This window comes from Vibrio sp. 10N.286.52.C3, from assembly GCF_041468865.1.
Taxonomy (GTDB): domain Bacteria; phylum Pseudomonadota; class Gammaproteobacteria; order Enterobacterales; family Vibrionaceae; genus Vibrio; species Vibrio crassostreae_C.
On record NZ_JBFRJM010000021.1, the window covers coordinates 72104 to 94916 of the forward strand.

A 22813-nucleotide genomic window follows, 5' to 3' on the forward strand; every position below is an offset into this window, starting at 1 on the left:
GTTTAAGGGTTATAACAATGAATAAATATCAACTTCCAAGTGATTCAAAGTTACGCAGTAAGGAATTTGTATTCGGTGTCGCGACATCTTCATACCAAATTGAAGGCGGCGTTGAAGAGGGCGGTCGTACACCGTCTATCTGGGACACTTTCTGTAAGACGCCGGGTAAGGTCGATAACGGCGACAATGGTGATGTGGCGTGTGACCACTACCACTTATGGAAACAAGATATCGAGATGATTCAAGGCTTAGGCGTTGATGCTTACCGTCTCTCTATTGCATGGCCGCGCATCCTGCCACAAGACGGTGTCGTGAACCAGCAAGGCCTAGAGTTTTACGGTCAGATCATCGATGAGTGTCATGCTCGTGGCATGAAGGTATATGTGACGCTGTATCACTGGGATCTTCCGCAATACCTTGAAGATAAAGGTGGCTGGTTAAACCGCGAAACGTCTTACAAATTCGCAGAATACGCAGAAGTGGTGAGTAAATACTTTGGTGACAATATCGATGTGTACACCACGCTGAATGAACCGTTTGTGTCTGCATTCCTAGGCTACCGCTGGGGCGAACACGCGCCAGGTATCAAGGGCGAAAAAGAGGGCTACCTAGCGTCTCACCACCTAATGCTGGCACACGGTTTGGCAATGCCGATCCTTCGCAAGAATGCACCTCATGCTAAGCATGGTGTGGTATTCAACGCGACGCCAGCTTACCCGCTGACGCCACAAGACCAAGCGGCAGCAGACTACTGTGAAGCGGAAAACTACCACTGGTTCATCGACCCAGTATTGAAAGGCGAGTACCCACAGCTGGTGGTTGAACGCCAAGCGATGAACATGCCAATGATCCTTGAAGGTGACTTAGACATCATCAGCGCTCCGGTTGATTACATTGGCATCAACTACTACACACGCAATGTCGCTCGCTTCAATGAGAACGGCGATATTGAATCGGTGAAACAAACTGAAGCTGAACACACTTACATCGGCTGGGAAATCAACCCACAAGGTCTAACCGATTTATTGGTAAGACTGGATGCGCGTTACGAAAATATGCCTCCAATTTACATTACTGAAAATGGTGCTGCAGGTAACGACGAGCGTGTTAACGGACAAGTGATGGATGATCAACGTGTTCGCTATTTCCAAGGTCATATCGAAGCGGTTCACAACGCCGTTGAAGCGGGTGTGAAAGTCGACGGTTACTTCGCTTGGAGCCTGATGGATAACTTTGAGTGGGCATTCGGTTACTGCCAGCGTTTTGGCATTGTCCATGTTGACTACACCACCCAAGAAAGAACATTGAAACAGAGCGCAATTGCGTACAGAAATATGCTTCTAGAGCGCGCTGAGGAGAACAGATAATGGCTAAAGTAGAATTTAAGAACATCAAAAAATCATTCGGTAATGTTGAAGTCGTCAAAGAGTTTGATTTTACGGTTGAAGACGGTGAGTTCGTGGTTTTCCTTGGCCCATCTGGCTGTGGTAAATCGACAACGCTACGCATGCTAGCTGGCCTTGAAAGCATCAGTTCTGGTGACATTGTAGTTGGCGGCAAGCTGATGAATAAAGTCGACGCGAAAGACCGTGACTTAGCGATGGTATTCCAAAGCTACGCACTGTATCCGCACATGACGGTATACGAGAACATCGCATTTGCTCTTAAACTGAAGGGCATGCCAAAAGCAGAAATCGACGTAGAAGTGCTAAAAGCGGCGAAAATGCTAGAGCTTGACCCGCTACTGAACCGTAAGCCAAAAGAGCTTTCTGGTGGTCAGCGTCAGCGTGTAGCAATGGGCCGCGCAATGGTTCGTACACCTAAGGTTTTCTTGTTTGATGAGCCGTTATCTAACCTAGATGCAAAACTTCGTGGCGTGATGCGTGAAGAGATCAAACACCTACACCGTGAACTGAAAACCACCACGATCTACGTAACCCACGATCAGATCGAAGCGATGACACTGGCAGATCGCATCGTGATCCTGAAAGACGGTTATGTTGCTCAAGTGGGTACGCCAACCGAGGTGTTCCAGCGTCCGGCAAACAAGTTTGTCGCGCAATTCATTGGTAACCCGTCAATGAACATGTTGGAAGCAAAATTGATTGAAAAAGAAGGCGAGTACTTCGTTGAAATCGGCGATGTTCATATCCCACTGCCTGAGCGCTTTAAGTCTCTGGCGTCTAAGAACCTAGCGCTGCATTTTGGTGTTCGTCCAACAGACATCCACCTACGTGCCGAGCAAGTTGACCACGACCGCGTGCTGCCATTCCCTGTGAAAATCAAAGACAAGGAACTGCTGGGCGCAAGCATTCTTCTGAAAACAGAAATTGGCGGTCAGCCGTTGATGGTTGAAACCCAAGCCGCTGAAGTGGATGTAAAAGATCTGACGCTTTACTTGGATCTGGATGCTTTCCACTTGTTCGATGCTCTGAGTGAGAACTCGCTAGCGAGCTAGTCAATCAATTTAAATCAGTCATTGAGCTGACACCAACCAACTTACGACAAATTGTTTTGGCTCCTCCTGATTTGGGAGGGGCTAGGGATAGTGATGATGAAATTCGGATATTTTGACGATAAAAACAAAGAATACGTAGCAACCACACCGTGTACACCGATCAAATGGTGTAACTATGTCGGCACATTAGATTTCGGTGGCATTGTCGATAGCAACGGCGGTGTACTACTATGCAAAGGTGATCCAGCACTTAACCGCATCACCAAATACATTGCTCAACTGCCAAACTCAGATTTCAAAGGTTCGACCCTATACCTCAAGGTACGTGATGAAGCGGGCAATGTAGAAGTATTCTCACCGTTCTACACACCCACTCTGAAGCCGCTCTATAAGTTTGAAAATCACACCGGTTTGTCATACACCACCATCATTGCAGAAGCATTTGGTGTGCGTTGTGAAGCGACTTTCTTTGTACCGAAAGCTGACCAAGTACTGCTACAAGACATCAAAGTGACCAATATTTCAGACAAAGCACTGCACGTTGATGTGGTACCTGTGTATGAATTCACACACTTCGATGCGCTTAAACAGCTACTCAATGCGGACTGGGTGCCACAAACCATGACGCTAAAAGCACACCAGCAAGAGTCGGGTCATACCGTGCTTGAGCAGTATGCTTTCATGAAGCGTGACTACGCGGTGAACTTGATGACAGCGGATCGCCCTGCGACGTCTTTTGATGGTGATCGCCAATCGTTCCTAGGGAATTTGGGCTACGGCACATGGGCAGCACCAGAAGCACTAAACAATGATGAATTAGGCAATACTGAGTGTTTGCGTGGCGACAACATTGGTGCACTTAACCTGCGCCTAGGTTGGTTATCTCCAGAGCAGACAGAACGTACAATTGTACAAATCGCGCAAGAACAGAGCCTGGAAGCTGCACTTCCTCTGCTGGCTAAATATCGTGACCATCAAGTGGTTGATTCAGCTTTCGCTGAACTGGCTGAACATTGGGATGGTTACCTACAAGCGGTTCAGGTTGAAACGCCAGACCCTGCTATGAACTCGATGCTTAACGTACATAACCCACGTCAGTGTCACACCACTAAAAACTGGTCTCGTTACCTGTCTCTGTACCAGCTTGGCTATGGCGCACGTGGCATCGGTTTCCGTGATTCTTCGCAAGATACGTTGGGCGTGATTACTCATATGCCAGAAGAGGCGCGTGAGTTCATTGAGCGCTTACTATCAGTGCAAAACATCAATGGTTCTGCGATGCACCAGTTCTTCCCATCAACCATGGAAGCGAACGCGGGTGACTCACGTGAAGAGGAAGATCGTCCGGATTACTACGGCGACGATCATCTGTGGATCATCTACGCAGTCACTCAATATGTGAAAGAGACAGGCAATGCTGATTTCTTGAACAAAGTGATTCCGTTCTATCAAAAAGACAAAGCGGGCAACCCTGTGGAAACAGGCACCGTTTGGGATCACTTGTGTCGCGCGATCGAGTTTACCTACACCAATACGGGTGAGCACGGCCTACCGTTATTAGGTTTTGCAGACTGGAATGACACGGTGAACCTGCCAACGGGTGCTGAGTCGATGATGGTCGCTAACATGTACGGTAAAGCCCTGCTTGATATGCTCGACCTCTGTGAGTTACGCGGTGAGGAACAGCTGACCGCTCAGTTCAAAGAGCAATACCAACAAATGCAGAGCACAGTGAATGAGTGCGGTTGGGATGGCGAATGGTTTGTGCGTTACTTTGATGAGCAAGGCCTGCCAATTGGTTCTCACAAGAATGAACAAGGGCAGATCTACACTAACGGTCAAAGCTGGCCTGTGATTTCTGGTTTCGCGACACAAGAACGTGCCACACAAGCGCTAGATTCGGTTTACAACAAGCTGAACACGACCAATGGCATTAAGCTTTCAACACCGGGTTACAACGGCTTTGACCCGCAGCTAGGTGGTGTTTCAACTTACCCACCAGGTGCAAAAGAGAATGGCGGTATCTTCCTGCACTCTAACCCTTGGGTGATGATCGCAGAAGCGAAAATGGGCAACGGTGAGCGTGCTTACGAGTACTACCGTCAAATCAACCCAGCTTCTAAGAATGATGACATTGATACCTTTGAATCTGAGCCTTACTGCTACCCACAAAACATTTTGGGTGATGAACATAAGCAATTTGGTTTAGGCCGAAATGCGTGGCTTTCTGGTACTTCATCTTGGACATACGTTGCGGGTACGCAGTGGATTCTGGGTGTTCGTCCTGAAGTGGATGGCTTGCTGGTGGACCCATGTATTCCTGCTGAGTGGCCTGAATTCAAAGTGCGTCGTCAGTTCCGTGGCGCGACCTACAATATCCATGTTACCAACCCAAATAACGTGTGTAAGGGAGTGGCAGAGATGAAGGTCAACGGTGACCTAATTTCAGGTAATAAAGCGCCAGTGTTTACCTCTGGTGAGCACACCATCGAGGTGATTTTAGGTTAACAAAGAGAAGGGCGCTTTATGCGCCCTTTATTGCTTCTTTAGTTTGGTTCTTTCGTTGCGTTGTTTCGTTAGCAATGCGTTCTCTGGGGGCTGATTTCGCATTCAGCGGCTGTCTTACTTTGCTTGCCTTAGTTGGGTTGATAGTTGGCTTGGCATTGCCAAGTAAAGGTCTGAGATTGGTTCGGGCTAAGTGTCAATAAGCCGATCTGGTTATTGAACGCATCAGCTGGGCAAGTCATTGGTTCTATTGCAATACTTTGCTCGCTAGTTGGCGTGTAAAGCTGAACGAATGGGTAGCTCGCGTCTTGTTGGTAGCGAATTGCGGCAGACGAATCTGAGCGTGTAAACGCAAGTTGGTTGGTTGTCTTGGAATCAAATTCAAAGCAGTGATTTAAGCTTTGATTGGTGAGTGAATCGTCCAAAGACAAACGATCAAAAGCGTGCTTTTCACCATTGGGTAGGTCGTTTTCGTGTATGACCTCAGAGCAAGGCGACATAGCGAGTCCACATTGTGCTAGCTCAGTGCCGAGTGAAAAATAAGGGTGCCAAGCATCACCGAATGGGAAGGTTGAATCACCCAGATTAGAGACGGTCGTTGAGGAAGAGAGTCTACCCGTGATGTCGATAGTTAAGGTGACTTCAAGGTTGAACGCAAACGGGAAAGCAGGATGCAAAGACGACGTTTGATACTGCAACGTCACACTGGCAGATTCTTCAGTGGCTACGCTGTTTGTGATTGAAAAAGGTTGGTTGTAGAGCAGGCCGTGTACGGCGTGATCAGACCAAGGAAAATTAGCTGGGAGTTGATGGTTTTGGTTATCGAAACTGTAACGACCTAAGTTTAAACGGTTTGGAAAAGGGAATAATTTAGCACTGCGGGAAAAGAACGGATGTTGGTTGATCAGTTCATCATAATTCTGATAACCACAAATAAAAGAGAATGGACTGTTATTTACGATATATTTATTAATAACAGCACCAAATCCATTGATTATTTGAAGTTCTATACCATGTTGGTGGTTTATTAATGTGACAGAGTCAATATTTCCAAATTTTTCATTTATAATTTTAAACATGTTGATGTCTCCATTTTTAAAAGATATTAACAAGAAGAAAAAAATATTCAATGGCGGTTTTAAAATGAATAATAAAATTCCATATACGAGCTACTCAGGAAATTCAGAACACTTGTGTAAAAAAGGTGATGCAGTTGAATTTATTCAACCTTGGTACACGCCAATTTCGACTACACCAGAAAATACCGGTATGGCAGTCGGCGGAATTGGTAACACATTTACACTCACACCAAACGGCAACACGCCTAACTTCAGCTTTATTCCGGGAATCTTTGTCGATTGTTCAGAGCAAGTTATTAATTTTAATGATTTTTATGCGTCAGTGATGAATGTGCCAACCATCGACACGCTGCAAGTTCTTAATGAACAAGAGCTAAGCGTTCACCTGAACTTCTATCCTGCTTTGTTTGATGGCAAAAAGATTGAAAGTAGAGAGATGTCGAATGCGATTAGTCTCATTCAAGCAGCATTAAAAAATGGTCTCTTCTACCAAGAAAATAAAGCTAACTTTACAAAATGGAACGTTGAATTTTCAAATAAGACTCAATTGTTGATTGCAGAAGATTCAGGTTCAACTATTTGTCAATTATATGTCGCCTTAGATTTCTTTAATGGTTTATTAATAAATGATACAACGAGATTATTATCACTCACTGCGGGTGATAATAATGATATGGATAGTCTCAATAGCTGTGATATAGATAGCGTTAATGGCAGGGATATAGAATACCAAGCTTTATATCCACTGGCTGAATATAAATACAATAGCTTCGATGATATTAATATAAAGCGTAAGGTAGTCTCTCCGATCGTTAAAGAGAACAAACGCCTTTGCTCTTTACCGATGCACTGGAATCACTTCGAATTAACCAATAATTCATCGCAACCACGCGTGATTACGCTTGCTCAGCCGCTACAAAACTTGATTGGCTCTACCTACCAAAAAGGCCGTGATGGCATTCAGGATTCGGCATGTACCTTGTCTCAAAATCCGATTGCTCAGCAGCATGAAGTGGTTAACTTAAAAGGTGAAAGTCACAGTTTTACGGGTGTTCAATTGTCTAGCCAATCGCCTTATCGAAGCGATATTGAAGGCGAAGTGGTGTTTGGTGTTCAAGCAGATAACCATTTGACTGAATCTGGTAAGGTTTCGATTTCTGTCAAACCAACGCTTTATACCTCTAAGACTGCTCAGCAAACAGAGTTCGCACTGAAAACAGGCCGTACCAACGCGGAATTCCAAACCGGCATTTACACAGGGCGTGAAGCATTGAGCGCATTGGTGGTGGTTCAGGTTGAATTGGAACCTGGCGAGTCTGTTGACCTGCGTTTTGCACAGGTGATGGCTCACAGCAAAGTCATGCTTAATGGTTGGCACTCAGATAAGGCTTACACGCAATTCTACCCGCAAGTAAAGCCTGCATTACCTATGTTAGAAGACATGTTGCCTAAGCTCGAAACCATTGAGCAGCAGATCGTCGAACAACAAACAACTTTTCTAGAGCAAGCTCAAAACAAGATCTCGCAGCCTGAATCGGCACTTCGCTATGCGACGATGGCGATGAATTCATTGTCTTTCCTAGCGGAATCAACGGTATGGGACAAAGAAGATAAATTCTTAGTAAAAGAGTGTGTCGACTACCCATTCTTTAACTCTCTGGATGTGTACTTCTACGGCTCATTCTCGCTGCTTTATCTGCTGCCTGAGCTTGATGGCTGCGTGATGAAAGAGTTCTCGAAAGCCATTTTGGCCGAAGACTTCACTCAGCGCCGATACTGGGAATACGAAGCGACACCGAATGCCGAATTGATTGATGACAAGTACCAAGGTGTGCGTGCTATTCGAGGTGCGGTAATCCACGATTTGGGTAGCCCATTCGACATTCAGCCCGATGCTTACAGTTGGCACAATGTGAAAGAGTGGAAGGACTTAGCGCCGAAATACATTCTGATGGTGTACCGCCATTACCAAAACACCCAAGATCTCTCTGTGGTTAATGAGTGCTGGCAAGCGGTAACTGAAAGCATCGATTTCTTATCGAATTTGATCGCTGAGGGTGATGATTTGCCGCTAACCCGTGGCACAGACGATACCTTTGATAACCTAGCGTCACATGGCATCTCAATTTATTGTGCGAGCCTTTGGGTTGCTGGCTTGCAAGCGGCGAGTGAACTTGCACAATTGATGGGTGAAAGCGTGCGAGCTAGCGGTTACTTAACGCGTTCTAAAAAGGCGTTAGCCACGGTTGAGCAAAGCTTGTGGGATGACAAAGAGGGTTACTACCACTTCTTCGTGACGCCAGTTCAAGCTAAGCATTTAACAGGTGAAGGCTATCAAGCTCTGGAAACCTTAGGACTTTCATTGACTGGTGATGCGATTGCTGACAAGAACACGCTCAATACCTATCTCAATGAAACGGATACTTCCATCAGCATCAGTAAGGTATCTCAAAGAGTCTCTAAGAAACGCTTGCTGAGTGAGACGGCGCCACAAGCCTTTACTCAAGAATACTTAGATTTAGTGCCAGATTCTGACAACAGTTTTGGTGATGCCTTGTTGGCCGACAGTTATCTAAAACTCATCGGACTCGAGGGTATTTTTCCGCAAGAGAACATCCAACGCGCACTAGACTATGTTTATAAGCACAACTTTGAGATTAACAGCCCTAAGCTTGGGGTTGCGAATATGACGTTGGCCGATGGTTCGCCGCATGAAGCGTTCCAAGCACAAGACGTATGGATTGGTGTGCAGTTTAGTGTCGCAACGGCGTTGAGTCTGGCGGGTAAATCTCAGCAAGCAGAAACATTGATGGATACCGTGTATACCGCGCTGTATGACTATTCAAAAATTCCATTTGCAGCGCCAGAAGGGTTCAACTGCTCTGTGTCTGTCAATGAGAAAGATCTTATGGAAGCCTTTAAGTTGACACAAAATGATGCGAAAAACTGGCTAAGTGTACTTAAATGTCAAAACTGTGTGCTGTCTGACGGTCGGATTAATCCAGCATTGACGAAAGATACTGATAATTTTGTTAAAATGGTGAGCGGTGAAATCCCGCTAGAAAAGCTGGCAGGCTTACACAAATGGTTACTGAGTACTGGCTTGAAATATACGGCTGGTCGTTACTTCAGACCGGGGATGATCTTCGCCTACATGTATTAACTTAATGACACGATTTTCAGCTAAAGCAGTGGTATGCAGGTTGAAACTGATGGGGAGCTTAAAGCTCCCCGAATGTCATTTGATTAGGGATTCGAGATGCGCACTAAAACAAAAAAAACAACAGTATACGATGTAGCAAGACTGGCTGGTGTTTCTCCCAGCACCGTGTCTCGCTTCCTTAATCGAACCACTTATGTGTCTGACGATAAAAGCCAAAATATTGAGCAAGCCATTAAAGACACGGGCTACAAACCTAACTTCCAAATGCAAGAAAACACCAACCGACGTTCACTCACCATTGGTGTGTTGGTGCAACACCCTGACAGCCCTTATACCAGTCGTATCCTCAACGACATGGAGAAAACCCTGATAGCTCAAGGCTATTCGTTAGTGATAGCAACCGGGCATTGGCAAAAAAAGCTCGAGATACACGCCTTAGAGTATCTGGCTAAGAGCAATGTCGATGGAATGATCATCGTAACAGGCAGCATCACCAAAGAGGATATTGCCAAGTACGCGCAAGACATCCCGATTGTCGCGGTCGGTTATGATTTCGCTGAAGACAACGTTCGTTCAATCAATATCGATAATGTGCTAGGCGGTTACATGGCGACGCTTCACTTATTACAACAAGGGCATGTGAACATCGCCCATATCAAAGGGCTTTCGAGTCAACCAGATGCGGGTAATCGTTTTGAAGGCTATAAGAAAGCGCTGCAAGAGGCGGGCATTAAGGTGATGCCAAAGCTCGTCAAGCAAGGGGATTTCAGTAGTGAAACTGGCTATGAGAAAACCGTGGAATTAATTGAATCTAAGATTCACTTCTCAGCCCTGTTTGCTGCCAATGATCAAACGGCTTACGGCGCTATTAAGGCGCTCCATGATCACGGCTACAAAGTGCCAGAAGATGTGTCAGTGATTGGGTTTGATGACTTGCCAACGTCTAAGTATTTCACACCTGCGTTAACAACATTAAGGCAGCCAATTGAAGAGATTGGAGAGGTGTGTGCTCAGTCGATTTTGAACTTACTTTCAGGTGAGAGGCATGAAGCACGACTACCACCGATAGATTTAATCGTCAGAGAGTCGACCAAGTCTCTGTATCGTTAGTTGTGAAATGATTGAATCATAGGGAGTTACAGTCAAAGACACATTATTTCCCTTCAGAAACGAAAAATGTCGCATCCATGCGACATTTCTCTTTTGGCGGCCAAACCAGTTTTGCTATATCCATTCTAGATTTCAATCCATTAGGAGATTATTCAGAATGTAATTATAAGACGCTGTTAATGTTGATTAGTTCCCTTTATGCGGCATTTTTTTTCGATTTATCTTCTAAGTCGAATGACGCAGCGATTAATTTCTTGGTGTAGTTGTTTTTCGGCGCATTGAAAATCTCTTCTGCAGACCCTTCTTCCATTACTTCGCCCTTCTGCATCACCAGTACGCGATCCGACAGAGCTTTCACTACCGAGAGATCGTGGCTGATGAATAGGAAGCCGATATTGTGCTTAGCTTGAATGTCTTTCAGTAGGTCGATCACGGTCAGTTGTACTGAGCGATCGAGTGCTGAAGTCGGTTCATCCAGCAAAATGAAAGAGGGCTCTAGAATCAGTGCGCGAGCAATCGCGATACGTTGTCTTTGCCCGCCAGAGAACTCATGTGGATAACGGTTTATTGAATTCGGCTCTAAGCGAACTTCAATCAATGCTTTGCGCGCTCTTTCTAAACGTTCTTGCTTGGATAGATGAGGTTGATGCACCGTTAAGCCTTCGGTGATGATTTCCCCAACTGTCATGCGTGGTGATAAAGAACCATAAGGATCTTGGAACACCATTTGGACATCTTTCTTGAGCTTGTGACGCTCTTTATCATTTAATAAGCTAACGTCTTGGCCTTTGTAAACAATACGTCCGCTGCTTGGCAACAAGCCGATTAATGCACGTCCAAGGGTTGATTTACCTGAACCAGATTCACCAACAATGCCTAGCGTTTCGCCTTGCTTAAGATTCAACGAAATGCCTTTTACGGCTTCGAAGTACTGGCTTTTACTCTTGATAAAGTGTGATCTCATCAAGAACTGAACTCGGATGTCGTCAGCACACAATAGTTCTGGGGCTGTCGCCTCAACAGGAACCTTAGCGCCTTTCGGAATCGAGTTAATGAGCATTCTTGTGTAATCATGTTTAGGACTATCGAACAAAGATTGAGTCATCCCTTCTTCTACGAGCTCACCTTTACACATCACTAGCACGCGGTCTGCAAAGTGTTTCACCACACCTAAGTCATGGGTGATGAACAAAATTGCCATTCCCATCTTGCCTTGGATCTCTTTGATAAGAGCAAGCACTTCAGCTTGAACCGTTACATCTAATGCAGTTGTAGGCTCGTCAGCAATCAGGATATCCGGTTCATTAATCAGCGCCATTGCGATCATGATGCGTTGCAGCTGACCACCCGAAAATTCGTGAGGGTACTTGGTGTACGACTTTTCTGGCATTGGCAAGTGCACAAGATTAAACAGCTCAATCACTCGCTGTTTGGCTTGAGACTTTGACACTTTACGATGCCACATAATAGCTTCTGCCACTTGAATGCCGACGCGCAGGTATGGGTTCAAAGATGTCATCGGCTCTTGAAAGATCATGCCGATTCTGTCGCCACGAATCGACTGCATTTCACGCTCTGATTTTTCGAGAACAGACTCGCCTTCAAACTCAATTTGAGACTGCGGATCAATAATGGCGTTGTCTGGAAGTAGACGCATCAGTGCGTTGGAAGAGACAGATTTACCAGAACCTGATTCACCAACAATGGCCAAGGTTTCGCTGGATTTAAGGGTAAAGTTAACCTTTTTCACCGCATCAACGATTCCATCGTTGGTTTTGAAGCTAACGGAGAGGTTATTGACTTTAAGAAGAGCCCGGTCCGACATGATATATCCTTATCAATTTAAGACATTAGGTGAAGATTGAACTTCTGACGTTGTTTTAAGTTGCCCAAAATGGTGATGAGCACGTTGAATTTGTTCTAGTTCGAGCATCCAATGCGAACTGCGCTGAGCGCTGCAAAAAGCGATCAGGTGATTGAGCAAACCTTCGCTCTGCTTTTCCAATAATCCAAAGGTACGTTGAATCAGCTCAGTGTTCTCCAGAGAGATAAATTGCATCAGAGCGTAAGATTGATTCAAGGTATCGAAGGCTTGTTGGTGCTGACCTAATCGGTTGAGTATCTCTGATTGAGCGACGCTCGCGTCTCTTAACCCGGCAAGCAAGCAGGCAAATTGGCAAGGCTTGATATCGCTTTGGTATGCTGCATCTTGGATGTGATGAGGAAGTGAGGTTAGAACATCACCATAAAGGCGTTGTGCTTCTGGCCAGTGACCTTGTTCCATTAATTGTTCAGCTTTTAGGTAGTGCATCCAGCATCGTTCAATCTCCATATCCACATCCTCAATTTATAATATCAGAAAATGTTAATGATATTTATTATCAATTGCAAATTAAAATCATTCACATGTTAAGTTGGTGAATTAAATGACGAGCTATTCCTAAAAATGGCTTAAATTGTGTGTTATTTGTTCAGTTGAACAGCTGTGTAGCGTAAGTCACTAAATTTGTAGGAAATTACATCTACACTGATTTTATCTACACCCAAGTAATGAAGGACTAAGGAGGCGGCGATGGCGATGCAAAGACTCAATACAGAACAGCTGTATCAGGTAGCGGATTTAGACAAGCTACCATGTAAGTCGACCAAAGAACTGGCTCCAATTGACGAAATCGTCGGGCAGGAACGGGCACAAAAAGCCGTTGAGTTCGCGATGTCAATCAAGGAAAAGGGTTACAACATTTATGCGATAGGGCGAAATGGTCTGGGTAAACGCACCATGATCTTGCGCTATCTGAACCGTCACCCTCAAGAAGTGCAGGAGCTTTTTGATTGGTGTTATATCGCGAACTTTGAAGATATTCGTACACCTAAGGTACTGAAATTGCCGCGTGGCGTTGGCAGCAGCTTAAAGCAAGATATTGAAAAATTGATGCGTAAACTGCTGAAAGGTATGCCTCTAGCGTTTGATAACGAGATGTACTTTAGCCGTGCTGACAGGCTTAAAAACCAATTAGCAGCTAAGCAACAAGCCGCGTTAGAAAGCATTAGCCAAGAAGCGAAAGACAAGGGCATTAACCTGACGATCACCACTCAGGGTGATTACCAGTTTGTGGCAATGAATGGCGATGATCTTCATACCGAAGAGAGCTTTGATCTGCTTTCGCCGGAAGAGCAAGATCAATTCGATAAAACCATTGATGGATTGGAAGTCGGCCTGCGAACCATCTCTCGTGAACTGACGGAACTTGAAGAGACGTACACTGAGAAAATTCAAAAGCTGAATGATGATACGGCGCGAGATGTGATCACGCACTTCATCAAGCAATTGAAGAAGGATTACAGCCAATATCCAGACATTAAAAAGTACCTAACGGCACTGCGTAAAGACATTGTCGACAACGCTGACATCTTCTTAGAAGAGAGCACTGAGCAAGCCGAAGTTGCAACCGCTTCTTTGGATAAGAAAATGCCGCGTCGCTACAAGGTTAACGTGATTGTGAGCCAAAAGGAGGAGACTCTGCCGATCGTGGTGGAAGAGAATCCAAATTATCACTCTCTGTTTGGCTATGTAGAAACGGCGACGTTCAAGGGTACTGTCTTTACTGACTTCTCATTGATTCGCGCAGGTAGCTTACACAGAGCCAACGGTGGCGTATTACTGATGGATGCGGTGAAGGTACTTGAGCAGCCGTACGTTTGGGAAGGCTTGAAACGAGCACTGCGTTCACGTCAATTGAGCTTCACTTCATTAGAAAAAGAGGTGACCTTAACGGGGGCGGTATCGCTTGATCCAGAACCGATTCCATTGGATGTTAAGATCATCCTGTTTGGCGATTACCGAACTTACCAACTGCTGCAACACTACGATGCAGAGTTTGGTGAACTGTTCCGTGTAACGGCCGATTTTGAAGATGAGATGAAGCGTACTCCCGATTCTGAAATGCATTACGCGCGCTTTATTTCGAGCATCGTGCACGACAACAACATGCTGCATTGTGACCGTAAAGCGATCGCTCGCATCATTGAGCACAGCTCTCGTCAGGCGGGTGACCAAGGTAAATTGTCTCTGCACTCTGCTCACATTGCTAATCTGCTTCGTGAATCAAACTACGTGGCGAGAGGCTCAAAATCGAACCTGATTCGTGCAACGCACGTTGACCAAGCGTTATCTAACCAACAGATGCGTGTCGGACGACTGCAAGACAGCGTGATGGAAACCTTCACTAACGGCACAACGCTAATCCATGTTGATGGTCAAGCGGTTGGGCAAGTGAATGCGCTGTCTGTACTCAGCACGACGGATCATATGTTTGGTGCGCCGAACCGAATCACGGCAACCACCGCTTACGGTGATGGTGAAGTGATTGATATTGAAAGAAACGTAGACCTAGGTGGCAGTATTCACTCAAAAGGCGTGATGATCTTGTCGGCTTACCTTTCTTCCGTATTTGGTAAGACAGCCAAAGTCCCGCTCACCACTAACATCACCTTCGAGCAATCGTATGGTGGCGTCGATGGTGACAGTGCGAGTATGGCCGAGTTCTGTGCGGTTGTATCAGCGTTCTCTAAGCAACCAAACCGTCAAGATATCGCAATTACAGGCTCGATGAACCAGTTTGGTGAGTCTCAGCCAATTGGTGGTGTGAACGAGAAAATTGAAGGTTTCTTTGATGTGTGTGAAATCAAAGGGCGTTCAAACGAACAAGGGGTGATCATCCCGCGTTCAAATGTTCACAACCTGATGCTGCGTAGCGATATTGTGAAAGCGGTTGAAAAGGGCGAGTTTAATATCTGGGCGATTGACCATGTAACAGAAGCGATTGAACTGTTCACAGGCAAAGCCGCAGGTGAGGCGAGTGATGAGGGTAGTTATCCAATTGATACTATATTTGGTATCGCCCAAGCTAAACTGAACGCACTGCGCAAATAGTTTGAATATCTAGATACACAGTTTAATAGCTAAGCTAAATAGATAGATAAACAAACAGATAAACAGCTAAAACGCAAAAGCCATCGATTCTAGAGTCGATGGCTTTTTTGTTGGTTACGATTTGGTTTACCAGTGAGCTATTTGTATTTGGTCAGCTTGCTGTATTCGGTGAAAGTCGCGTGTTAAAAGGCGTTACCCATTTCGTAAGCAAAGCTTGGTGCCATCGAACTTCAGTTTTGCCAACAAGTGTTTGGCGTTAGCTCGGCCAATATCATCAAATTCGACACCGTATCGAGCGTAGTGTGTCGATTTCTGTAGATTGCAGACGATGCCTCGCAATGGCGGAATCAGTGGTCCGTTGTAGTTCTCAGGGGTTATCTCAATAGACACGCGATCGGCAATCTGAATCGCACGAGAGGTTGGTGAGGTAACGAAACGACAACCACTTTTCGATAAGTCTCTTATCTCACAGTTTGCTCGCTGGTCGTTGAAGATGATTCTTGAAGCCAGATTCACTTCATAGCGTGTTTCTTTACGTAGCTGTGTCACTTGCATCGTGCTTGGTGTAGACAGCACTAGAATAGGGAAGGGTTCACCAATCTTATGGTGAATTTGGCTTCTAAAGTGGATAAGCGCGCCTTCACCTCGTAGAGAATACGCACGAGCGGTCATCCAAAAACCTTCTTGAAAGAAAAAGTTCAGATCTTCATTGGATACCTCGGGAACCTCAACCACAATACAGTTATCACTGTGCGTTCCGATAAACTTGGTGGTGGCGAGAAACTTCGTGCCAACGGGAGTCGAGACATTTAATGTCAGCTCACTGCCGTGCTCAATCATGGCCAGTGCATCAGTGCTATTGATAGTGGAAACGGTGCGATTACGAGGGTCTTGAAGTGCCTGATTATGCTCCAAAGGCTTCTTCAGGGGTGCGTTCATTATATGTTCTCCATGCGCCAACATGCGTCTGTTAGTTATACTGGTAACTTGCTAACAAGGGGTTATTACGTGCTAGATTTAGTGGACGTACTCACATAGATTTATAGAGTGCCTTTTATCATTGCTGATTTTATATTAAGCCGATTGCACTGAATTATTTGCTGTGTTTGTAAGTACTTAGTTTTATTTATATGCACTTGCGCTAGTCTATTACAAGGAACTCATACTTCAAACTTTTATTGTTTGTCGTATCAATTATTTGCAGGAGTTGAGAATGCAGGCAGTAAAATGGGATCATGAAGTGAACCAGATCACGGTAGAGTTAGAACCCAACCAGTTCGCGGTCGTTAAGTATCAAAAGGACGGAGATGTACTACATATCACGTCGACACGCATTCCTGATGAACTGCAAGGCAAGGGCTTTGGGAAGGTGATGATGGAATCGGTATTGCCTGAAATTGAACAAGCGGGCTTCAAAATTGTGCCGGTTTGTAGCTATGTGGTTCACTACATGAATAGGCAGCCACAGTGGTCACACCTTCTATCCGATAAAGCATAACAACGAGTAATATGTCTCAATCAATATCGTCGAATAATCGAGCTCAACCTGAAGCGGGTTCAAGTCAAAATCAGCCAGAGCTTTATCAACAAGAGTTTTATCAAAATGAGCTTTATCAAAAAATAGCGACCTCGCTGGGTTGTCATGAAGGGTTTGATGTCCAAGTGATTCAACGCCTATGGGGTGGATATGGCGAGTTAGTTCGCTTAGTCTTTTCTCAAGAAAGCAGTGCGGAACTCAAGAGTGTGATTGTTAAACATGTCGCGTTGCCAGATAAAGCTGAACACCCAAAGGGTTGGAATACCAAACTCTCTCACCAACGAAAGGTACACTCTTACCAAGTGGAAACAGCTTGGTATCAGTCATTCACCCAACAATGGGACGAGCGCTGCCCTGTACCTGTTGGGCTGCAATGTGAACTAGAAGAGAATGAGTGGCTGATAGTGATGCAAGACTTAGCGGATATAGGTTTTCCGTTAACCTCTCATTTTGATGTTCTTGCTGCTTCTGACTATCAGGCACCTAGTTACACACGAGAAGAGCAAAAACAACGTAATGCTTGCCTTAAATGGCTCGCTAACTTTCACGTAAAGCACATCAATATCAATCAAGAGCAGTTGTCATCATTGTGGCAAGTCGGTACTTATTGGCATCTAGATACACGTCCTGATGAGCTCAATGCCTTGGCTGATTTACCATTGAAGAACCAAGCCAAGCACATCGACCGTTTACTAAAAGAATGTCCATATCAAACCTTGGTACATGGCGATGCTAAGCTCGCTAATTTTTGTTTTGATTCTGAAAGCGAGCGCGCGGCTGCGGTCGATTTCCAATATGTGGGCCACGGCTGTGCGATGAAAGACGTGGCCTTGTTCATGAGCAGTGCGGTGAGGCCGCAAGATTGCGCAGAGCTTGAATCACAAGTCTTAGACACTTACTTCCAACACTTGAAAGAAGCATTGGCGCACTATCAGCCACAGCTTTCGTTTGATGAAGTCGAAGCCGCATGGCGACCAATGTTTTGCGTGGCATGGGCCGATTTCCAACGCTTCGTAAAAGGCTGGAGCCCAGAGCATTGGAAGATTAATCCTTATACTGAGCAGTTGACCTTACGAGTGCTCACTCAATTAGACGAACAGGAGTCCGTCAATGTTCGATAGAACCGCGAGCTGGAAAACGCCGCAAAACTTTTTATTACTGATTTCGATTGTTGTACCGATCGCGTTTTCGAGCTGGATGGCTTTGCTTAATAACTTCGTGATTGAGAAAGCGAACTTTGATGGTGCGGATATTGGCTTGCTGCAAAGTGTGCGTGAGATCCCGGGTTTCTTAGCGTTTACCGTGGTGTTTGTGTTGGCATTCATTCGTGAGCAACGCTTCATGTTGATATCGCTGGCGATGCTCACTGTAGGCACCGCGATTACGGGTCTGTTCCCCTCACTCACTGGATTGTTGCTGACTACCATTTTAATGTCGACGGGCTTTCACTATTTTGAAACGCTGAAGCAGTCTTTGTCACTGCAATGGCTGAGTAAAGAAGAAGCGCCAGAGATGCTAGGTAAGATGATCTCAGTCGGCGCACTGGCATCCTTAATCACTTACGGATCTATCTGGGTGATGTTAGAACAGCTCAAACTCGATTTTGCTTGGGTGTACGGCATCACTGGCGGTATTGGTTTTATTTTGGTTCTGGTGATGACTTTTGGTTTCCCAGAGTTTCAAACCAAAACGCCACAGAATAAAAAGTTGGTACTGCGAAAGCGTTACTGGCTCTACTACGCGCTAACGTTTATGAGCGGTGCGAGACGACAAATCTTCACCGTATTTGCAGGCTTCTTGATGGTAGAGAAGTTCGGTTATTCGGCTGCCGACGTCACATTGTTGTTCTTGGTTAACTACCTATTTAACTTCTTGTTTGCGAAGCGCATTGGTCGATTTATCGGTGTGGTTGGCGAGCGCAAAGCGTTGATCTTCGAGTATGTGGGCTTGATTGGTGTGTTTGTCGGTTATGGCTTGGTGCAAAGCGCGGAATGGGCGGCGGCACTTTACGTGGTCGATCACCTGTTCTTTGCATTGGCGTTGGCGATCAAAACTTACTTCCAGAAAATCGCAGACCCTGCAGACATGGCATCAACCGCTGGTGTCTCTTTCACCATCAACCATATTGCCGCAGTCGTTATTCCGGTCGTGTTTGGTGTGATTTGGTTATCGTCTCCTGCAACGGTTTTCTACATCGGTGCTGCGATGGCGGCGGTTTCTTTGGCGTTGTCTTTAAACATTCCTAAGACACCTGAAGAAGGTAATGAAGTGCGAATGTTTAGCTGGCGTTAATGCTAGATAGAGGCAAATAAAAAGCTCCAATATCGCTATTGGAGCTTTTTTGTATGTGGCGTTTGATGATCAAGAAGCAATATCTTTATGCGGATTACTTCCTAGGCCACCTGTTTTTCTAAAGAGCCTGTAAAGCGTTTCCTGTAGCTGCGTAACATGCTGAGGCTGACTATCGCGGTTAGGGTCTCGGCGAACAGAATACTTGCCCAAATCCCTTGTTCTGGGAATAGCTTAGGTAAGATGACGATGCCTAATGCGACGAAGACAAAACCACGACCAAGAGAGATTAGTGTTGCTTGCTTAGGCTTCGCCGTTGCCTGAAACAGGTTGGCGATCACCAAGTTGACTCCCATTAGTGGTACAGCAAAGAAAAAGAACGTTAAGGCGGTTGCAGCTAGCCCAATCAAATCACTCGAATCACCTAAATATAGGGCTGCGATTTGAGGCGCACACAGGTACACAATAATCATAAACACCAAGCCACTACCTATTGCACTTTTTAAACCTAAACGAAAAATTGCTTCGATGCGGTTTGGCTGGTTAGCACCATGATTAAAGCTGATGATTGGCTGGCAGGCTTGAGCGATTCCGACCATCACAAACAACGCAAATACCCCGATGTTTGCGGTTAAGCCATAGGCGATAATGTGATTCTCACCAAACTGATGCAGCAACACGTAGTTGAACAATAAAATTGTCATCGCTGCGGTCACTTCAATGAAGAAAGTTGGCGTGCCTATTTTTAGAATGCTTGGCAGTTTGTTAAAACCAATCCCTTTTAAGCTCAGTTCCAAGGTGCCTTGTTTACGTACAAAGTGGCTTAATAAAATACAAGCGATGACACCTTGTGCAATGGCTGTACCGTAGGCTGCCCCTTTCATTCCCCAGCCCCATTTCAAGACGAAGAAGTAGTCCAACACTAGGTTGACCACGGCACCTATCGACATTGCGTAAGTCGCCAGTTTTGGGTTGGTATCGTTACGAACAAAGCACGACATGACCCAAGCTAATGAGTACAACACAAAGAATGGCAACATCACAGACAGGTAATCGTGAGTCAGTTCAGCCATGTATCCAGAAGCGCCCATTAACGCAATAATGTCGTCCAGAAAATACAGAGCGATGCTGACTGAAATGGTACTAAGTAGGGCAGTACTGAGCATTGATTGGCTAAAGAGAGTTTGACCCGACGCCGAATTTCCTTTGCCGACTTCAATAGACATAAGAGCCGCGCCGCCAATACCCACCATCATCGCGATAGCGGTAAATATTGAGAAAGCAGGGATGGTTAGCGCGATAGCACCAAGCCCATCTGGGCCAACACCGCGTCCGACGAACCAAGCATCTCCCATGATGAAAAGAGACTTGATCACCATGCCGGTTAGCGCTGGCCAAAGGTATTGATAAAAGGATTTAGATATTGGATCGGTTTTTAGGTTGATGGCCACTGGAGTTAGCTCCCAACAAATTGGATTTAACCAAATTGGATGAAATAAAGAGGGAGCATTATCCGAACTTAACTGGATTCTAAAAAGGGATGATCTGCTTATTATGTTGCACTATCTGCACATCGAGTTCGAAACTCTGCTGGGGACTCTTTCACCTGCCCTCGGTAAAAACGGCTGAAATAGGCTGGGTCTTCGAAGCCTAGTTCAAAGGCGATGGTTTTAATTGTCTTGGTCGAAAAGATCAACTCTCGATTCGCTTCCAAGATGATTCGATCGTGGATCAGTTGGGTGACTGTCTTACCTCGTTCAGCCTTAACGATCTCATTGATGCGTTTGTTAGTTATCGATAGTGCTTGAGCATAAAACTCACAACTCTTGTGGGTGGTGTAGTGTTGCTCAATCAAATCGACAACTTTATTTACTCGGCTGTCGCGCACTTCGCCTTTCAATGATGATTGGGTTGCGAAGCGTAATATGTAGCGCAAAAAGCTATTCATGAGGGATTCTACCAAATCCCAGTCGCTCTCTTCTCGTGCACATTCTTCTTTAATCATAGTGAAAATAGGCAGTAGGTAGCGGTTGCCTTCTTCACTGCAATCTAAGTAGGGAGGGCGACTTTGATGCATGGCAAAAACGGTGTCGACCAGTTGTGTGTTGCGATGGTTGGTTTTGACAAAGCCTGGGGTAAACACCAGTAAACGAGCGCTTTCTCCCACTAGTTCAGATCGGTGAACCTGGCCTGGAGCAATGGTAAAAATACGGCCGACCTTGTTGTCATAGTCTACAAAATCAATGCTCTGACTGCCTAAGCTATCCACGCACCACACCAACTCCCAGTATTCATGTCTGTGCGGTTCTAAGAACGCGTCGTCGCTGTTAGTCAGTTCCTCAACCCTACAAGGTTGACCTTTAATCAGGCGCATGTGTTTGATGGGAGTTCTCATGACATTCCTTGGTTGAAGGTAGGCTGTGCAGTTAAGACTAGAGCCGTTGTTCTCGGCGTTTCTAATGTAGTCGATAGTGACTTTTAAGTCATTCGATTGCTGCGTTATTGGCTATTTCATATGAGCAGTGAACTAGTGGAGCGTTGGAACTGGTTGAAGTATATGAGGTGGAAGTGAGAGAGAATTTTAAGTCGGAGTCGTAACTAAATAAACCCTAGAGACTCATTGCGAGCCCTAGGGTTATATCGACAGATTATTAGCTTAGCTTAACTTAGTTGTTACTTACTGTTTTCAAAGAAGAGCGTAGCTTGAAGATTCCCTTTGGTGCTTTGGTTAGCAGGATGCCGCAAAGTAGAGGAATCATCATTACAAGTGACTGTTCAGATAGAACCTCACCATTGATGTAACAAGAGATCAGTAGTGCAACCACAGGGAAAATTAGGAAGCAGATAGATGCTTGGAAAGGTGTCGAAACCTGACCTAATTTAAAGTAAGCAACAATGCCGCCAACACTCGCCACAAAGCCTAGGTAAACCACAGCAGAGATTGAGTCCCAAGTGAAAGATTCAATATTCACGTTTTCACCTATAGCTGATACAGCAAATAAGAATAGAGCTGCAATTAAGCTTGGTACGGCGTTGTAGGTCAGTACTTCAATACCTTTGCAGTGCTTTTGAACCAGCACATACATAACAGCGTGAATCGCAACAGCAAGACCTAAGCAAACCGTGCCAATAAGGTAGTCATCACCACCCATTTGCATTTCATTGCCAAGGATTAAACATAGGCTCACAACAGCTGTGACCAAACCAAAGATTTGATGTTTCGCTAATCGTAGACCTAAGAATAAACCCGACATCAGCATTACTGCTACGGGCATGTTGGCGAAGATGATCGACGCTAGACCAGAAGAGATGTATTGCTCACCATAGATCATCAAAGTGAACGGAATAGCAAAATACATCAGTGCCACAATAAGCAGCCATTGGCGCTTACCTTTAGGGAACAGCAGTGGTTGGTTGAAGACTTTCGCCAATACCGCAAGCAGAGGGGCTGCAAGTAAAAAGCGCAACGCAGTAGCAAAAATAGGTGGAATAGAATGCAATGCTACTTCCATAGCGAACCAAGTGGTTCCCCAAATTAAGCAAACAGAGACAAAAAGCAAGATAGTTAGCGACTTCGAATTCATGGTGACTACTCATTAATAATTATTTTAAATCATAGGCTTGTAGCGCCTTAATGACGTGGCACAGTATAGAAAGGTAGTCGGAGAAAAGTTTTGCCTTTTTATCTATAATTTGAGTTTTTTGTAGGAATAAAATCTCTAATATAATTATTTTATAG

16 protein-coding genes are annotated in these 22813 nt (G+C 45.2%); 9 read left to right on the forward strand and 7 right to left on the reverse strand.

Annotated features, from left to right (window positions below):
* The first annotated feature begins 17 nt into the window (after window positions 1-17).
* From AB4138_RS09185 to AB4138_RS09195, 3 genes are all read left to right on the forward strand, one after another.
* The gene (locus AB4138_RS09185; RefSeq protein ID WP_102497098.1) at window positions 18-1367 is read left to right on the forward strand and encodes a GH1 family beta-glucosidase; all 1350 of its coding nucleotides are present in this window, start codon (window positions 18-20) and stop codon (window positions 1365-1367) included.
* The gene (locus tag AB4138_RS09190) at window positions 1367-2458 is read left to right on the forward strand and encodes an ABC transporter ATP-binding protein (protein ID WP_372305745.1); all 1092 of its coding nucleotides are present in this window, start codon (window positions 1367-1369) and stop codon (window positions 2456-2458) included. Before AB4138_RS09185 ends, AB4138_RS09190 begins: the two co-directional genes overlap by 1 nt.
* Window positions 2459-2551: 93 nt before the next feature.
* The gene (locus tag AB4138_RS09195; protein WP_372305748.1) at window positions 2552-4966 is read left to right on the forward strand and encodes a GH36-type glycosyl hydrolase domain-containing protein; all 2415 of its coding nucleotides are present in this window, start codon (window positions 2552-2554) and stop codon (window positions 4964-4966) included.
* A gap of 128 nt (window positions 4967-5094) precedes the next feature.
* Here AB4138_RS09195 and AB4138_RS09200 read toward each other — a convergent pair whose 3' ends face one another.
* A complete protein-coding gene (locus AB4138_RS09200) occupies window positions 5095-6042 on the reverse strand; it encodes an aldose 1-epimerase (protein ID WP_372305752.1) in 948 nt (315 codons plus the stop codon).
* A 64-nt stretch (window positions 6043-6106) separates the two neighbouring features.
* Here AB4138_RS09200 and AB4138_RS09205 point away from each other — a divergent pair, with 64 nt between their 5' ends.
* Window positions 6107-9205 carry a GH116 family glycosyl hydrolase gene (locus AB4138_RS09205; RefSeq protein ID WP_137001360.1) on the forward strand — a complete coding sequence of 1033 codons (3099 nt, stop codon included), beginning with the start codon at window positions 6107-6109 and terminating at the stop codon, window positions 9203-9205.
* 96 nt (window positions 9206-9301) lie between these two features.
* Window positions 9302-10315 carry a LacI family DNA-binding transcriptional regulator gene (locus AB4138_RS09210; protein WP_137001361.1) on the forward strand — a complete coding sequence of 338 codons (1014 nt, stop codon included), beginning with the start codon at window positions 9302-9304 and terminating at the stop codon, window positions 10313-10315.
* A gap of 196 nt (window positions 10316-10511) precedes the next feature.
* On the opposite strand, the gene AB4138_RS09215 is transcribed toward AB4138_RS09210, so the two are convergent.
* Together AB4138_RS09215 and AB4138_RS09220 are read right to left on the reverse strand one after the other, a co-directional pair.
* The gene (locus AB4138_RS09215) at window positions 10512-12140 is read right to left on the reverse strand and encodes an ABC transporter ATP-binding protein (protein WP_372305755.1); all 1629 of its coding nucleotides are present in this window, start codon (window positions 12138-12140) and stop codon (window positions 10512-10514) included.
* A 12-nt stretch (window positions 12141-12152) separates the two neighbouring features.
* The gene (locus AB4138_RS09220) at window positions 12153-12647 is read right to left on the reverse strand and encodes a hypothetical protein (protein WP_017068585.1); all 495 of its coding nucleotides are present in this window, start codon (window positions 12645-12647) and stop codon (window positions 12153-12155) included.
* Window positions 12648-12887: 240 nt separating this feature from the next.
* Here AB4138_RS09220 and AB4138_RS09225 point away from each other — a divergent pair, with 240 nt between their 5' ends.
* Complete coding sequence (locus AB4138_RS09225; protein WP_017061577.1) at window positions 12888-15248, forward strand: Lon protease family protein; 2361 nt, start codon at window positions 12888-12890, stop codon at window positions 15246-15248.
* Window positions 15249-15440: 192 nt separating this feature from the next.
* On the opposite strand, the gene AB4138_RS09230 is transcribed toward AB4138_RS09225, so the two are convergent.
* Entirely contained in the window at window positions 15441-16187 is a 747-nt protein-coding gene (locus AB4138_RS09230) for a flagellar brake protein (RefSeq protein ID WP_017065025.1), read from the reverse strand.
* Window positions 16188-16461: 274 nt separating this feature from the next.
* Between AB4138_RS09230 and AB4138_RS09235 the strand changes: the two genes are divergently transcribed.
* From AB4138_RS09235 to AB4138_RS09245, 3 genes are read left to right on the forward strand one after another with little or no spacing between them, the layout of a single operon-like run.
* On the forward strand, window positions 16462-16746 hold the full coding sequence (locus AB4138_RS09235; RefSeq protein WP_104216114.1) for a GNAT family N-acetyltransferase: 285 nt from the start codon (window positions 16462-16464) through the stop codon (window positions 16744-16746).
* 11 nt (window positions 16747-16757) lie between these two features.
* A complete protein-coding gene (locus AB4138_RS09240) occupies window positions 16758-17906 on the forward strand; it encodes a phosphotransferase (RefSeq protein WP_372305758.1) in 1149 nt (382 codons plus the stop codon).
* Window positions 17896-19077, forward strand: coding sequence for an MFS transporter (locus tag AB4138_RS09245; protein ID WP_052880468.1), 1182 nt, complete (start codon window positions 17896-17898; stop codon window positions 19075-19077). The genes AB4138_RS09240 and AB4138_RS09245 overlap by 11 nt, the downstream gene beginning before the upstream one ends.
* A gap of 101 nt (window positions 19078-19178) precedes the next feature.
* Here AB4138_RS09245 and AB4138_RS09250 read toward each other — a convergent pair whose 3' ends face one another.
* From AB4138_RS09250 to AB4138_RS09260, 3 genes are all read right to left on the reverse strand, one after another.
* Window positions 19179-20525 carry an MATE family efflux transporter gene (locus AB4138_RS09250; RefSeq protein ID WP_372305761.1) on the reverse strand — a complete coding sequence of 449 codons (1347 nt, stop codon included), beginning with the start codon at window positions 20523-20525 and terminating at the stop codon, window positions 19179-19181.
* A 101-nt stretch (window positions 20526-20626) separates the two neighbouring features.
* The gene (locus AB4138_RS09255; RefSeq protein ID WP_372305764.1) at window positions 20627-21469 is read right to left on the reverse strand and encodes a helix-turn-helix domain-containing protein; all 843 of its coding nucleotides are present in this window, start codon (window positions 21467-21469) and stop codon (window positions 20627-20629) included.
* A gap of 271 nt (window positions 21470-21740) precedes the next feature.
* Window positions 21741-22658: a DMT family transporter gene (locus AB4138_RS09260; protein ID WP_372305767.1), complete on the reverse strand. Its 918-nt coding sequence runs from the start codon at window positions 22656-22658 to the stop codon at window positions 21741-21743.
* Between the last annotated feature and the right edge of the window lie 155 nt (window positions 22659-22813).

Coding starts and splice junctions, on each gene's coding strand:
- AB4138_RS09185 (WP_102497098.1), top strand. CDS start 18: ATGAATAAATATCAACTTCCAAGTGATTCAAAGTTACGCAGTAAGGAA.
- AB4138_RS09190 (WP_372305745.1), top strand. CDS start 1,367: ATGGCTAAAGTAGAATTTAAGAACATCAAAAAATCATTCGGTAATGTT.
- AB4138_RS09195 (WP_372305748.1), top strand. CDS start 2,552: ATGATGAAATTCGGATATTTTGACGATAAAAACAAAGAATACGTAGCA.
- AB4138_RS09200 (WP_372305752.1), bottom strand. CDS start 6,042: ATGTTTAAAATTATAAATGAAAAATTTGGAAATATTGACTCTGTCACA.
- AB4138_RS09205 (WP_137001360.1), top strand. CDS start 6,107: ATGAATAATAAAATTCCATATACGAGCTACTCAGGAAATTCAGAACAC.
- AB4138_RS09210 (WP_137001361.1), top strand. CDS start 9,302: ATGCGCACTAAAACAAAAAAAACAACAGTATACGATGTAGCAAGACTG.
- AB4138_RS09215 (WP_372305755.1), bottom strand. CDS start 12,140: ATGTCGGACCGGGCTCTTCTTAAAGTCAATAACCTCTCCGTTAGCTTC.
- AB4138_RS09220 (WP_017068585.1), bottom strand. CDS start 12,647: ATGGAGATTGAACGATGCTGGATGCACTACCTAAAAGCTGAACAATTA.
- AB4138_RS09225 (WP_017061577.1), top strand. CDS start 12,888: ATGGCGATGCAAAGACTCAATACAGAACAGCTGTATCAGGTAGCGGAT.
- AB4138_RS09230 (WP_017065025.1), bottom strand. CDS start 16,187: ATGAACGCACCCCTGAAGAAGCCTTTGGAGCATAATCAGGCACTTCAA.
- AB4138_RS09235 (WP_104216114.1), top strand. CDS start 16,462: ATGCAGGCAGTAAAATGGGATCATGAAGTGAACCAGATCACGGTAGAG.
- AB4138_RS09240 (WP_372305758.1), top strand. CDS start 16,758: ATGTCTCAATCAATATCGTCGAATAATCGAGCTCAACCTGAAGCGGGT.
- AB4138_RS09245 (WP_052880468.1), top strand. CDS start 17,896: ATGTTCGATAGAACCGCGAGCTGGAAAACGCCGCAAAACTTTTTATTA.
- AB4138_RS09255 (WP_372305764.1), bottom strand. CDS start 21,469: ATGAGAACTCCCATCAAACACATGCGCCTGATTAAAGGTCAACCTTGT.
- AB4138_RS09260 (WP_372305767.1), bottom strand. CDS start 22,658: ATGAATTCGAAGTCGCTAACTATCTTGCTTTTTGTCTCTGTTTGCTTA.